Raw genomic sequence first — 15,559 nt, 5'->3', positions numbered from 1 at the left:
CATCTATGTGGCCGCCAAAAAATCAAACCCAAGGCTGGAACGTTTGTACTGTATCGTGCATTCCAGCAGGGGTAACTTATTGACGTGTCTCGATAAATTAGCCCTTTTACTGCGATCGACCGCACATCAGCGAATGCATCGCTATTGACTAAAAACAACGAATGCACTAAGTTTATTGTAAGCGCTTACATTTTTTGCTGTTAAAAAGATTATAAATGCCCGAAAAGGGCGAGATAAGCGCAATAGGGCGATGTCAATCATGCGACGAGCCAGTGGCATATTCATGTCATTGGGTGTGATGAAAGTCAGTATTGCAGTTGATATGCAAACGCTAGTCCTAGGTGTTTGCGTAAATTATTGAAGCGAATTTTTGGCAGTTGAAATCTGTGATTTCAGCGACGGCCCAACTTTGTCCGCGCCGTTAACGGCGAGTGATGTTGATATCAATAATTTACTGCTGACCGAATGTTAATGATCAATTTTCAGCGTTGAAGTATTGGCGCCATGTTCTGCATGAAATTGATCCTTGGCGCGCTGGCGTATGAGGTTAAAGCGATTGCGTGCCCCTAATAAACATAAAAATAGGTGGGCTCCAGAAATGAAAAGCAAGTTTAGAAACAGATCAATTTGGCCTGGCACTCGCCAGCTATCAACGGCATTAGTCGCAACCTCAACGTTGCTTTTATCACAGATTTCCCTGGCCGACGTGAGCAACCCGGTTATCGGCAATTTACTGTTCGAAGAAAATTTTAGTACCTTCAATGCTGCGCATTGGAATGAAGTTGAAGGCGATGGTTGTCAAATTGGCCTGTGCGGCTGGGGCAATCAAGAGTTGCAGTGGTACAGCGCGAATAACCTAGCCATCGAAGATGTGCCCAATGAACCCGGTAATAAAGCGCTGGTATTGCAAGCGCGCAATGAAACGGTAGAAGGTCGGGCCTTTACCTCCGGCAAGGTGGATAGCCACAATAAATTAGCCGTGCAGTACGGCATGATCGAAGTGCGAATGCGCGTGCCGGAAGTGGGCATTGGCCTGTGGCCAGCGGCCTGGATGCTGGGCACCAGCACAGCCAGTTGGCCTGCCAAAGGCGAAATTGACATGATGGAAATGGGCCACCGCGCGCAGGGCATGGCCGATGCTGGGCACGCCGGTGCCGACATAAACAGCTATGTGGGTGCCAACGCGATTTTTTATGCTGATGCAGCATGCGTTCCCGAAAATCCCACTTGTGCAGCCATGACTGCCTGGCAAACGGATAACGCCTATGTGGCGAGCCAGCCCCTAAGTAATCGCTTCGTTACTTATCGCACCTACTGGACCGATTCAGAGTTGCGCTTTACCGTGGTGGATAATGGTGTCGAGTACGACATGTACGATGCGCCCATTGGCATCACCGAGGAGTCGAGCGAACTTCAGCAACCTTTTTATCTTTTGTTGAACTTAGCCGTGGGCGGAAATTTCACCGACGCCGCCAGCAATGGCCAAGTGACGGCACCGCTACCCGCAAAAATGTATGTGGATTATGTGCGCGTTTATCAATTAGACGGCATGGGGCAAGTATTTACCGGCAGCGTTAATCAAGCGGAAACCGGCACCTTTGGTGTGTTTACCGATACCACGCCCACCACCAATAAATTACAAGCGGGCGCTAGTTCAGATATTTACATTTGGAATCAAGACTCAGTGGTTGCTGGAACTACAGCGCCAGCCGAGGGCGATAATGTCATCGCCTGGCAGTATGTCAACCCTAACCAATGGTTCGGCGGCGGTATTCAAACTCGACAAGCGCGCGACATGAGTAATTTTGTCGACGGCGTGATGAAATTTAAAATCAAGATTCCCGCCGATGTCAGTTTTAAAATTGGTATTGCCGACACTTACACCAATGAAAATTGGTTGACCTTTCCGGCCTATGAAACCACCTATGGTTTAGTGCGCAACGGCGAGTGGGCCGAGGCCAGTATTCCGGTGGCTGATTTACGCGGCAGTTTAATTGCACTGCAATCGCTCGCCGGTATGTTCTATATCGCCAGCGTCGACGGTGCCTTGCCGAGCAACAGTTTTGAATTTGCCATTGACGATATTGTTTGGGAAGGCGGCGGTGGCGTTGTTGTACCCGACAGCGATAACGACGGTGTTAACGACGACCTCGATCAATGTCCAAACACACCAGCCAATACACCGGTCAACAGCGCGGGTTGTGCACTGCCGGCACAGGGTGTTGATGTACACGTTGAAGCTGAAGACTACAGTGCTTTTTACGACCTTAGCGCCGGCAACACCGGTGGTGCTTACCGCAGTGATGATGTCGATATTGAAGTGACAACCGATACCGGCGGCGGCTATAACGTCGGCTGGATAGACGCCAACGAGTGGCTGGAATACTCGGTAGATTTGGCGGCAGGTACTTACGATTTGGTCACCCGCGTCGCTTCGGCGCCAGGCGGTGGCGCTTATTCGTTGAGTATCGATGGCAATAGTTTGGCTACGGATTCTGTGGCTGCCACCGGTGGCTGGCAACAGTTCGAAACCCACACCTTAAGCCAAGTGACGGTCGCTGCAGGCACGCAAACCTTGCGCGTGGATGTGAGCGCTGGCGCCTTTAATTTAAATTGGATTAAGTTCGTCGCCATCGACACGGATGTGGATAAAGACGGCGTACACAATGACGATGATCATTGCCCGGATACGCCGGCAGGTGTCGCTGTGGATGCGCAAGGTTGCGCGCTGATTAATACCGACAATGTTCGCGTGCAAGCAGAAGACTACAGCAACTTTTTGGACACCACGGCGGGCAACACCGGCGCCGCCTATCGCACTGACGATGTGGATATCGAAGCAACCACGGACGTGGACGGTGGCTTTAATGTGGGCTGGACTGACGCTGGCGAGTGGTTGGAGTACAGCGTCTTTTTAAACGAAGGCAGCTACGATGTGTCGACTCGCGTTGCGTCGAACACCACGGGCGGCAGTTATTCCGTGCTTATGGATGGCTCAGATCTCGGCGCAAACAGTGTCGGCAATACCGGTGGTTGGCAAAACTTTGTTACCCAAGCAGCCGGGCAAGTTTATCTAACCTCGGGCGTGCACACGGTGCGTGTTGTGTTCAATGCGCCGGGTATCAATCTTAACTGGTTACATTTTACTTCCGTTACGGTACTCGATAGTGATGCTGATGGCGTGCCCGATGCCAGTGATCAATGCCCGGGCAGCGCGGCCAATGTACCGGTCGATAGCTACGGTTGCGCGCTACCGGCAGATAGCGACGGCGATGGCGTAATAGATAGCGCCGATCAATGTCCGAATACCGGCGCGGGCGTAGAGGTTCAAGCTAACGGTTGCCCAGTACCAGTGAGTGTTTACGGCGTCGAGCAAATCAGTGCTGATAGCGTGCGCTTTTTTGTTAACACCAGCAGTTGGGCCGACTTGCATTATCGCGTTGGCGGCGGTGGCCAGATCAATGTGTCTATGACGCAAGTCAACGGCGTTAACAGCTATAACCTATCCGGTTTAACCCAAGGCGCTTCGCTAACCTTTTCGTTTACCTATTGGGATACGGAAAAAGGTTACGCCGTCGATAGCGCTGAGCAGAGTTTTACCCTAAGCGGCGGTGGAAATCCTACGCAAGATAGCGATGGCGATGGCGTTGCCGACAGCGCCGATGTCTGCCCCGGTACGCCGGCTGGCACCGCTGTTGATGTTGCCGGTTGCCCCGTGGTTGCGCCACCGACAAATAATATGGAAGTGGCGGTTGCCAATGGCAAATTAGTGGGCGGTGTCGACTCGTCCAAACCGGGCTTTAGCCTGTATGTTTTCGACAATGATCAAGGTAACGCTGGCAGCAGTTGCAACGGCAATTGCGCCACCAACTGGCCGCCGCTGTTGGTGACCGATGGCAGCGCCAGTGGCGTAGCCGGTCTCGGCACTGTCGGACGCACGGATGGTAGCACGCAGGCAACCTACAATGGCCGGCCGCTGTATTTCTATACGGCTGATAGCAGCGCTGGTTCAGCGTTGGGGCAGGGTGTTGGCGGGGTTTGGTGGCAAGTGGATTACGGTACCAGCCTCGGCAATATTTCGCCATTATTCGACGGGACAACCGCACTTGAGCCAGTGATCCAATACGATCGCGGCGATGCCTTAGTCACCCGCTTTTCCGATCGTGCACGCGATCGACATGCAAAAGAAAACCATTTTCAAGCTTACGATCACTACCTCACCTTTTATTGGGAAGATCGCACGGCGGCAATTGAAATTGTTGATTATGTGGCTAAAGGTGGCTCCAGCATTCGCATGAATGTGGTGACGCAAAATAAGCTCGATGACTTACAAGCGGAGAATCGCTGGTGGTACATTGGCCTCAATACGCTGGCGGAATATTGCGGTAACGGCGTGATGAACATGGTGGATAACACCCACTATTGGAAGGAGGAAAGCTATAACTGTCGCGAAGGCAGAAACATTCAAATTGGCGATAAATTAGAATTTGAAATTAGCCAGTTTTTAGATGCTGCCACCTTGCCGCGCGGTCGCTCTAACTATTACGGCACCACTTATTTATACATCGTTGGGCAGGGCATAGTGCCTTGGGATGTGACCGATAAAGTGGCGTTTCAAGGCGGCAATCGGTTACAGCGCGACACTATTCCGGTTCCAGCCTCTGCACGTTTAGGTGGCGACACCAGTTTGCATGTGCAAATGACCGCCGAGCCAGATGGCCATTTTCAACAAATGGCGACCAACTTAGGTTACGACAATGGCCAGCCTTTTGTGCTAGGCCGCCGCGTACACCATACCTCTTTCGTCGATGGTAGCCACGATGAAAATGCGGAAAACGGTATTTTTTCCGGGATGTCAGGTTTAGCTGGCCCGCACTACATCAACCAACGCTGTGCCGATTGTCATGTGCGCAATGGTCGCGCAGAAGTTGCAGAAATTGGTGAGCCCTTAGATAAGTGGGTGTTTAAAGTAGGTGATGCTTTTGGTAATTCTCACCCGGATCTAGGCCGCGTATTGCAACCTAAAAGCTCCGCAAGTGCTACAACCGAAGGCACGCCCTCTATTGCATCCTTTACCGAGTCCAATGGCCTGCGTAAACCCAATTACCAATTCACCGGCGTGGTGCCAGATACCTTCTCTGCGCGCATTGCGCCGCAACTAAACGGCATCGGTTTACTCGAAGCCATTCCCGAACAAGCGGTGCTAAATCTTGCCGATGAGAACGATGCCAATGGCGATGGCATTTCTGGTCGAGCACAAAGAGTGATCGATCCAGTGACGGGTGCAACCCGCTTAGGACGCTTTGGTTACAAAGCGGCGGCCAGCAGTGTTAAACATCAAGTGGCGGCGGCATTTAATACCGATATGGGGGTTATGACCTCGGTGTTGCCGGCGCCCGATTGCGGCGCCAATCAATTTGATTGTGGCAACCAAGGCGCCGAGTTGGGCGATCAGCACCTGGATAATTTGGTGAAATATATTTCACTCTTGGGTGTGAGGCCCCAGCGGGATTACAACAGCGCCAGCGTGATTCAGGGCAAGGCGGTTTTCAATAGTATCGGCTGCCAAGGCTGTCACACCGAGACCTTTGAAACCTCAGAGTTTCATCCTCTGGCTGAGTTGCGCAGTCAAACTATCCACCCCTATACGGATCTATTGCTACACGATATGGGCGCAGGTTTGGCCGATAACTTGGGTGAGGGCGAAGCCACCGGTGCCGAGTGGCGCACCGCACCTCTGTGGGGCCTAGGATTGTCTGCCTGCGTAACCGGTGGGGTAGCCGGTCAGCACGGCTGGGATAGCTTTGGTTTAGATGGCCATGAGTACTGTACGCCCGTTGAAAGCTACTTACACGATGGTCGCGCGCGCACCCTTGATGAGGCTATTCGCTGGCATGGCGGTGAAGCTGAGACGACTAGGTTGAATTACGAAAGCCTGTCGTCAGCTGATCGCAATGCACTGATGGATTTCTTAAAAAGTTTATAAAACCTTTTCTCGTTTAGCGTTTTCTCTCGTCGCTTGCACGGTGCCCTAGGGCGCCGTTTTTTTATTTTTTCTGCCCAGTCAACTGGTACATAAGTGCTTTGCCATTCGGCTTTTTAATTCAGCTACGAAATTAAAACCTTCTGCCTAATTCATATTCTGCCTTAAAACCTTGGTAAGGTGGCCAGATATCTATTTTGACTATAAGGTGCTGGTGGTTTGTGGGATATTACTTGCGCAAACACATACATTCCTAGCAGGGAGATAATAATGACTAAATATAATCAATCGTGGTTAAGGCGCAATTGGCGCGTGAGCTTAGCGCTCGCAGCGATTTGTGCGACGCTAATTGGACCTTCGGCGCTAGCCGTCGAGCCCTTAACGGTATCGGGCAATAAAGTATTGGCCGGCGGAGAAGAAAAAAGCTTCGCCGGGGCAAGTTTGTTTTGGAGCAATAATGGTTGGGGCGGGGAAAAGTATTACACCGCCAATACGGTTGCCTGGCTTAAAACCGATTGGAAGGCGAGCATCGTGCGCGCCGCCATGGGGGTTGAGGAGTCCGGTGGTTATATTCAAGACCCAGTCGGTAATCGCGCTAAAGTGGTAAAGGTTGTAGATGCCGCTATCGCCAACGATATGTACGTGATCATCGACTTTCACTCCCATAACGCAGAGCAATACCAAACTCAGGCTATTAATTTTTTTAAAGACATGGCGCAAACCTACGGCAATTCGCCCAATGTTATTTATGAAATTTACAACGAACCTACGAGCCAGTCTTGGTCCGGAACCATTAAGCCTTACGCGCAGGCGGTGGTGAATGCTATTCGCGCCATAGACCCAGACAACTTAATTGTGGTGGGCACACGGCAGTGGTCTCAGCGAGTGGATGAAGCGGCGCTTAATCCGATTCAGGGCAGCAATATCGCCTACACGCTGCACTTTTACGCCGGTACCCATTTCGACGATTTACGGGGGTGGGCGCAAACAGCGCTGGATAATAACGCAGCATTATTTGTAACCGAGTGGGGCACGGTCAATGCCAATGGCGACGGTGGGGTTAACCACGGCAATACCGATGCCTGGATGACGTTCTTAAAAGAGCGCAATATAAGCCATGCTAACTGGGCCGTAAATGATAAAGCCGAAGGCGCTTCGGCGATGATGCCGGGCGCCAGCGCCAATGGCGGCTGGACCAGCTTGACGGAATCAGGTGTAAAAGTGCGCGATATTGTGCGCAATTGGGGCGGCTCCTCTCCTAACCCCTGCACCAACAATTGCCCGACCATCAGTAAGATACAAGCGGAAAACTACAGCGCTATGCAGGGAGTAAAAACCCAAGCGACGAGTGATGTGGGCGGCGGCGAAAATGTCGGTTGGATTGATGCGGGCGATTGGATGCGCTACGCAGTTAATCTTCCATCGTCAGGGCAATACGATGTGTCTTTCCGTTTGGCAAGCACCCAGTCGGGCGCGTCTTTCCGTTTGGAAAAATCCAGCAATAACCAAGTGCTCGATACCGTGAGCGTGCCCAATACCGGTGGTTGGCAAAACTGGCAAACCGTGAAGCGCACCATCAACCTTAGCGCCGGCCAACAAAATTTAACCATCGCTGTGGCCAAAGGGCCGTTCAACATTAATTGGATAGAGTTCAAGCCCAAAACCTCGGCACCCGCCGATAGCGACGGCGATGGTGTTGCCGACAGCGTCGATCAGTGCCCCAATACACCGGCCGGTACCCAAGTGGATAGCAATGGCTGTGCAATCGTCACGCAGCCAGATAGCTGCAGCGGTGTGGCAACCTATCCGAATTGGACAACGCCGGATTACAACGGCGGCCCAAACACCCATTTGGAAAAAAATGAGCAGATGCAACATCAGGGCAAGTTGTATCGCGCCAACTGGTACACCAATTCGGTGCCTGGCAGTGATGCGTCTTGGACGTTTGTGAAGAACTGTTAGCGTTATAAAATGTAAGCATCTTGCTAAATAGAACAGGCCGCTCGCGTGAGTGGCCTGTTCAGTTTTAAGTCGCAGATTCTCGATGTACTGAATGGCTTCACAGCGCGTGCAGCATCCGAATAGATTACAAGTTTTTACCTATTACCTATCACCTGCTGCCAATAAAGTTTGCGTAGGCGTGGCCGCTGGCTTTGATTGTGCGCTGTTGGGTTTCGTAATCCACGTACACAATGCCAAAGCGTTTTTCGTAACCGTAAGCCCACTCGAAATTATCCATCAAGCTCCAGGCGAAATAGCCGCGCACATCCACACCTTGTTCGACAGCCTGGTGAATGGCATTTAAGTGGCTGTGGTAATAGGCCAAGCGATCGACGTCGTTGACCTCACCGTTCACTACTTTATCGGCCATGGCGGCACCATTTTCGGTAATAAAAACCGGTGGTAGCGAATAGCGTTTATGTAAGTTGACTAACAGATCCGTTAAGCCTTGCGGGAACACCTCCCAACCCATATCGGTCAATTCGGCGTCGGTTGGCACGGTTTCTAAGAAGGCGTTGTCGGCGTCGGCGTGAAAAATACCGCGGGTGTAATAATTCAGGCCTATGTAGTCCATGGGTTGACTAATGATCGCCATGTCGCCCGCTTCTATGGGCGGGCGCAAACGTTCGGGAATATGAGCCATTGCTTTTTCCGGGTAGCTGCCGGCGAGCACGGGCTGTGCATACCACTGAAACAAAAAGTCATCGGCGAGCTGCGCGGCTTCGATATCGCGCGCGCAATCACTTTTGGGGTAAGTTGGGCTCATGTTCAGCACCAACCCATTTAGGCTGTGGGGGCTGTTTTTATTAAGAACACGAAGCGCTAAACCATGGGCGAGCAGTAGATGGTGCGCAGCTCGCCGACCGGCGCCAAGATCGGCAATGCCGGGCGCGTGAATGCCTTTCTCATAACCTAAAAAGGCGCTGCAAAAGGGCTCGTTTAGCGTGGCGTAAGAGTAGACGCGATGGCCGAAGGCGCGACTTATTTTATCGGCGTAATCCTCAAATAAATAGGCGGTGTCTCGGTTTAGCCAGCCGCCTTGGTCTTCAATATGTTGCGGTAGGTCCCAGTGGTAGAGCGTTACGAAAGCGTTGATGTTTTTTTCTGCCAAGCGATCCAACAGCTTGATATAGAAGTCGACCCCCGCGGCGTTTAGGCTGCCATCGGCATTGATGACTCTACCCCAAGACACGGAAAACCGGTAGGCGTCGACATTCAGGCTTTCGATAAGTTCTAGGTCTGATTGCCAGTGCCGAAGGTGGTCGCAGGCCACTAAGCCATTTGAACTATCGCTAATCTTGCCTGGCGTTGCGCAAAACGTATCCCAGATGCAGGGCAGGCGAGACTCGGCCGCTCCCTCGATTTGAAAGGCCGCCGTGGCAACACCATAGATAAAATCTTTTTTCCTCAGTTTTGAGGTCTGAGGTACGGCTAATTTTAACGTCACAACAACGACTCTTGTGGGTTGTAGCTATTTTGTTAGCTTGTTAACGTGTGTGGCGTCAGTCAGTGGTTGATTAATCCAATGAAAGCGCTTACATTTAGGGTAAGGCTTTGATGCAAGTTGGTCAACCTTGACGGGTTAATATTTTAATAAAAACAGGTTGGGCTGCGTTCGGATCAGTACTTGGTCGCGCTTATTCAACAGAATCTCATCGACGGGGCTTTATGTTAAGCATTCGAGAAAAAATCGCTTATGGCTTAGGTGATACCGCCAGCAATATCGTTTTTCAATCAGTCATGTTGTTTTTGACCTTCTTTTACACGGACATTTTTGGTATTTCACCGGCCGTGGTGGGCACCCTGTTTTTGGTGGTGCGCATTTTTGATGCGGTAACTGACCCGTTAATGGGCGGCTTGGCCGATAGGACCCATACCCGCTGGGGAAAATTTCGTCCCTACCTTTTGTGGCTGGCACTGCCCTTTGGCTTCATTAGCGTGTTGGCTTTTACTACCCCAGATTTGAGCGAAGAGGGCAAGGTGGTCTACGCCTTTTGTACCTACGCCTTGCTGATGTTGGCTTACACCGCCATTAATATTCCCTATTCGGCGCTCGGCGGGGTTTTGACCGCCGAGCCCAAAGAGCGTGTCTCGGTGCAATCTTATCGCTTCGTATTTGGCATGTTAGGCGGTCTTTTGGTAACCGCTTGCACGCTGCCTTTAGTGGGCTATTTCGGCGATGGCGATAAAGCCCTGGGCTATCAACGTACGATTATGGCCATGAGCGCGCTCGGCGTGGTGTTGTTTCTACTCTGCTTTGCGGGTACTAAGGAGCGCATTGCGCCGCCACAAGATCAGCGCACCAGTATCCGCGACGATATGGGCTCGCTGTGGCAAAACGACCAGTGGCGGGTGCTGTGTTTAGCCGCGTTATTCTTATTAACGGGCATGGTGATTCGCTCCACTTTGGCGATTTTTTACGTGAAATACTATTTATTGCGCGAAGACTTGGTGACCCAATTTGTTACCTTGGGCATGATTGGTAATATCATTGGTTGTGCCTTGGCCCAGCCTTTAGCGAAAAGAATCTGTAAGGTGAAAGCCTATATCGGCTTGCAGTTGATTGCCGCGGTCCTGTGCGGCGCCGGTTATTTTGTTGGCAGTGAGCAATTGATGCTGGCCTTTGGTTTGTATTTTTTCTGGTGCCTGTTCTTACAAATGGCAACGCCCTTACTGTGGGCAAAAATGGCCGATACGGTGGACTACGGCCACTGGAAGACCGGTATTCGCATTACCGGCATGGTGTATTCCTCCATTGTGTTTTTCATTAAGCTCGGTTTGGCCTTAGGTGGTGCAATTGCCGGATGGTTGTTGGCCTATTACAGCTACCAGGCCGACGTACTTCAGTCACCTGAAACGCAAGAGGGTATTCGGTTGTCGTTTACACTTTGGCCAGCGCTTGGGTCTTTGCTCGTGGCCTGGATTATGCGCAGTTACAAGCTGGATCAAGTGACTGTGGACAAACTACAGCAGGATCTAAGGCCTCAAACCGCATAAGATAGCGCAATGTGATAGTGGCTCGGCGTTATTAGGGAATAATTAGGAAGCTTATGGCAACCATCTACGATGTATCTGAACTTGCCGGTGTATCACTTGCGACCGTGTCGCGGGTGATGAATAAGAATGCCCAAGTCAGCGAAAAAACCAAGCAAAAGGTGCTTGCGGCAATGGAGTCCCTTGGTTATAGGCCGAGTGCCATTGCCAAGGGCTTAGCGTCAAAGCACACCAGCAGCGTGGGAGTTTTAATTTCGGAATTACACGGCCCTTTTTACGGCATGATGATGAGTGAAGTGGAAACCGAGCTGCGCAATCACGATGTGCACGCCATAATCGCAGCCGGCCACAGCGACGCAGCCAAGGAAGAAGATGCCATTGAGTTTTTATTGAGTCGCCGTTGCGATGCACTCATTCTCTATGTGGAATCCGTTACCGATGAATACCTAGTTAAGTTGGCCAAGAAGGGTACGCCCATTGTGATTATTGGCCGCAATATTCCCAAACTCGCGAAGAACTGCATCAGTTTAAACAATGAGTTGGGCGGTTATTTGGCGAGCAAGCATGTGCTGGAGAATGGCCATCGCAAGATTGCCTATATTTCCGGGCCGCTATGGAAAGACGACGCGCAAGAGCGTTTGGCTGGTCACAAGCGGGCGCTGGCTGAATACAATGTTAAATTTAACGAAAAGCTGCTATTTGAAGGTTCCTATCAAGAGGAGGGCGGGGTTGAGGGCTTGACCCATCTACTCGCCCAGCGCGCAAATTTCACTGCCTTGTTATGCGCCAATGATGAAATGGCTGCAGGTGCTATGACCGCCGCGCGGGATTTAGGTTTGGCTATGCCGCAAGATCTCTCTGTGGTGGGTTTTGATAACGTCGCTTACTCCCGTTACGTCTACCCAAAGCTGTGCACCATAAACTACCCCATTCGTGAAATGGCCAATATGGCCGCACATTGGGTTTTGAAATATGTTTATAAGCACAACGCCTTTGATATTCAAAATATCTTCGAACCGACCCTTGTGACGCGCGATTCTGTGAGTAAATTTAAGCGCTGACATCAATACCCAACATTGCTACCAAATGTCGAGTTGGGTGTATTTCGGTCATGGCGTTTAACGACGGCGTTTGGCTTTCTGGCGCTTATTCACTGTGATGTTGTTGTGTTTTTTCTACTGCCTGCGGGCCGTTGAGTTGCGCTCGTCGTTGCTCACTTGGTACTTTCGGTAATAGTTATATCCTTTCCCTGCGCACCGGAATCACGGTTTAATTTATCGATGTGTTACGGCATTTGGGTAATTTTGTAACCTCATGTTTCGGTCAATTGTGGCGCAAAAACTAGCACTGTTGAATTTGCTAATACGGCTTGACACCGGGTTGGCTTTGGCTTAATTTGTAAGCGCTTACATTTATAAATTTATGGATCTTAGTTACGCTTTACTATCCATTAAGGTTTTTTTTTACGGTATTATGTAAGCGCTTACAGTGGCGAGACAGCCACACGAATGGAACCTAATTCCAACAATAATCAGACAAATCGGGTCAGAGCTATGGAATACAGAACGTTTAAGCGAACACAGCTAGCAGCCACCATTTCGATGGTCTTGGGCGCAGCCGCATTTTCACCCGCCTTCGCACAGACCAATGATCAGGCGGATGCCGAGCAATTAGAAGAGATAGTGGTTACGGGTATTCGTGGCAGCTTGCAGCGCTCTATGGACATGAAGCGCGATGCGCGTGGTGTCGTAGATGCGATTTCCGCCGAAGATATAGGTAAGATGCCAGACACCAACCTAGCTGAGTCGCTGCAGCGTATTACGGGCGTGTCGATTGATCGCCAGAATGGTGAAGGCAGTCGGGTTACCGTGCGTGGTTTTGGTCCTGATTATAACGCCGTGACCTTGAATGGTCGTCAAATGCCGGCGGCGAATATCGAGGCGAGTTCCGCATCAACGGCTCGCTCTTTCGATTTTGCCAATCTGGCTGCTGAAAGTGTGAGTGCTGTTGAAGTTTATAAAACCGGCAAGGCGTCTTTAACTACCGGTGGTCTTGGTTCTGTGATTAATATCCGCACGGCCCGCCCGCTCGAGATGGATAGCCTGGTGGCGAATGTCGGTGTTAAAGCCATGCACGATACATCAAACGAAAACGGCTCCGATTGGACCCCAGAAATGTCGGGCATTTTCAGCACCAAGTTCGCTGAAGATACGATTGGTGTGGCTCTAACTGGTAGCTACTCGAAGCGCGACAGCGGTTACGCTAAGTCAGAGACAGGCCCTGGTTGGTACACCATTCAAGGTGGTCAAGGTGATTGGGGGTCGGTTGCACCGGATTCCACCAGCTTCGAAAACCCGCCTCAAGCGGGTGATATTTATGCGATGCCGCGCGGCATTGGCTTTACCTTTGGTCAAGTACAGCGCGAGCGTACCAACGCGCAGTTGACCTTGCAGTGGGCGCCGACCGACGCCTTAGAGGCCACGCTGGACTACACCTATTCTGCACAAGATGTAGAGCAGCAATACAATGCGATGGGCGCCTGGTTTAACGGCGTGCCTGTTAGTGGTGCTTTCACAGAAGGCTCGGGCAACGGCTCGGTTGTTGCGCTCACGGAATACACTGATGGTACTGGTAACGATGTGACCTTTAATGCCGGTGATTGGGGTACGAAGAACGAGAATAAATCTCTCGGTTTGAATTTGGCGTGGCGCCCCACCGATGCCTTAACCTTGATTTTCGATTACCACAATTCGGGTGCTGATAACGGCGCTAAGGATGGTCGAGGTTCGAATAATAATGTGGCTGGCGCTCAGTTCAATCGGGCCGCGACCACCGTTAACTATACTCACGATTTGCCCACGGTTAATTTTACCTACAATGCTGACGGTGAATTTGATCCCGCAAAAATGGTGACCTCTGGTAGCAGCTTCCGCAACAGTATTATGGAGCACGACATCGAGCAGGCAAAGTTTGATGGTAGCTTTGAATTTGACAGCAAGGTTGTTAAAAGCATTGATTTTGGTCTTGGCTATCTAGAGTCGGAAAACCGCTCAGCTTTTGCGAATGCGCAGCGTGAAACCTGGGGTGGCTACGGCACAGCTGCTGATTATGACGATAGTCTTTTCGTTGCAAAAAGTATGGCAAGTGCGCTGGATCAGTTCAGCAGCGCGTCTAGCCCAGATATGACGCCTTATTACTATGCTGCGAATTTTCAAGGCATGATTGATGCGATTTCTGCCATTGCAACGGCTAATGGCGAAACTATCAGCCCTTGTGGCACGGTGTTGTGTGCCAGCGATGATTTCTCCACTGACCGTACCACAATAGAAAAACAAACTGCAGCATACGCACAATTGAATTTAGCTTGGGATGACCTCGCTATGCCAATGAATCTATCGATTGGCTTGCGTTACGAAGATACTGCCGTCGATGCTAAAGCTCTTGTACCAACCTATGACTCCATCACATGGAACGGCGACAACGAGTTCTATGCGCAGCGCAGCGGTACCACCTATGAAGAGCGTGAAGGTGCCTATAGCAACTGGCTACCTAATGTAGATTTCGATATCTCAATCACGGATTCCATTTTGGCGCGTGCCTCTGTTAGCAAGACGCTCTCGCGACCCAACTACGGTGATATTCAAGGTGGTCAAACCATCAATGAACTTATCCGTTTTAATGGTGGTACCTCTAACCTCGGTAACCCGGATTTAGACCCCTTTGTTTCTACCAATTTTGATTTGTCGGGTGAATGGTATTACGAAGACGCGAGCTATGTGTCTATTGGGTACTATAAAAAGGCGGTTAAAAACTTTATCGGACAAACGTCTTTCCAGGAGGCCACGTTTGATTTAGCACACCCTGTTCAAGGGCCGCGCTATGAGCAAGCTGTTGCTGACTTAGGCACAGACGATGCCAGCGTTGTACGACCTTATCTGGATGCTCTGTACGGAGCGCCTTTTGCCGGATCGGCAGCTGAGGGCGATAGCGCTGCGATGTTTACGGTTATTACGCCAGTAAATGCTGAAACGGCAAATATCGATGGGTTCGAAATTGCTTGGCAGCATATGTTTGGTGAGTCTGGTTTTGGATCTATCGTGAACTTCACCACGGTTAATGGTGACATCGGTTACGATGATTTCAACACCAATAAAGGTGAGGGTGTCGATAACCAATTTGCCGTGTTGGGCTTGAGTGACTCATTCAACCTAGTGGGCTTTTACGATAACCATGGCATACAGGCGCGTATTGCCTATAACTGGCGCGATAATTTCCTAAATAGTACCTTTGATGGCAATGGTGAGCGCAACCCAATTTACACCGAGGCCTACGGCCAATGGGATATGAACGTAAGTTATGACATCAATGATAACTTCACTGTGTTTGCCGAAGGTATCAACGTCACTAATGAAACCCAGCGTTTATACGGTCGTCATGAAAATATGATGGTTGGCGCTATCCAAACAGGAGCGCGTTATAATCTTGGTGCGCGTTATACTTTCTAAGTTTGAACTAGTAAGCACTGCTGTTTTTAAGTAGTGTAGGTCGTCGCAATGGGTGCCCTTGGGCACCCATTGTTTT

Annotated in this window: 6 protein-coding genes; 5 read left to right on the top strand and 1 reads right to left on the bottom strand. The window is 50.6% G+C overall.

Annotation, left to right across the window (positions count from 1 at the left end; genetic code table 11):
• The first annotated feature begins 598 nt into the window (after positions 1–598).
• Together QWY82_RS16610 and QWY82_RS16605 are read left to right on the top strand one after the other, a co-directional pair.
• The gene (locus QWY82_RS16610) at positions 599–5,986 is read left to right on the top strand and encodes a di-heme oxidoredictase family protein (RefSeq protein WP_290264630.1); all 5,388 of its coding nucleotides are present in this window, start codon (positions 599–601) and stop codon (positions 5,984–5,986) included.
• 267 nt (positions 5,987–6,253) lie between these two features.
• The gene (locus tag QWY82_RS16605) at positions 6,254–7,945 is read left to right on the top strand and encodes a cellulase family glycosylhydrolase (protein WP_290264628.1); all 1,692 of its coding nucleotides are present in this window, start codon (positions 6,254–6,256) and stop codon (positions 7,943–7,945) included.
• Positions 7,946–8,093: 148 nt separating this feature from the next.
• Here QWY82_RS16605 and QWY82_RS16600 read toward each other — a convergent pair whose 3' ends face one another.
• Positions 8,094–9,431, bottom strand: coding sequence for a GH1 family beta-glucosidase (locus QWY82_RS16600; RefSeq protein WP_290264626.1), 1,338 nt, complete (start codon positions 9,429–9,431; stop codon positions 8,094–8,096).
• 221 nt (positions 9,432–9,652) lie between these two features.
• On the opposite strand from QWY82_RS16600, the gene QWY82_RS16595 reads away from it, so the two are divergent.
• From QWY82_RS16595 to QWY82_RS16585, 3 genes are all read left to right on the top strand, one after another.
• Complete coding sequence (locus QWY82_RS16595; RefSeq protein WP_290264623.1) at positions 9,653–10,981, top strand: glycoside-pentoside-hexuronide (GPH):cation symporter; 1,329 nt, start codon at positions 9,653–9,655, stop codon at positions 10,979–10,981.
• A 53-nt stretch (positions 10,982–11,034) separates the two neighbouring features.
• Positions 11,035–12,039 carry a LacI family DNA-binding transcriptional regulator gene (locus QWY82_RS16590; protein WP_290264620.1) on the top strand — a complete coding sequence of 335 codons (1,005 nt, stop codon included), beginning with the start codon at positions 11,035–11,037 and terminating at the stop codon, positions 12,037–12,039.
• Between the two features lie 492 nt (positions 12,040–12,531).
• The gene (locus QWY82_RS16585) at positions 12,532–15,483 is read left to right on the top strand and encodes a TonB-dependent receptor (RefSeq protein ID WP_290264618.1); all 2,952 of its coding nucleotides are present in this window, start codon (positions 12,532–12,534) and stop codon (positions 15,481–15,483) included.
• Positions 15,484–15,559 lie beyond the last annotated feature (76 nt).

Source organism: Simiduia curdlanivorans (assembly GCF_030409605.1).
Taxonomy (GTDB): domain Bacteria; phylum Pseudomonadota; class Gammaproteobacteria; order Pseudomonadales; family Cellvibrionaceae; genus Simiduia; species Simiduia curdlanivorans.
The sequence above is the reverse complement of the archived record's forward strand: the minus strand, read 5'-3'. Positions and strand labels throughout refer to the sequence as shown.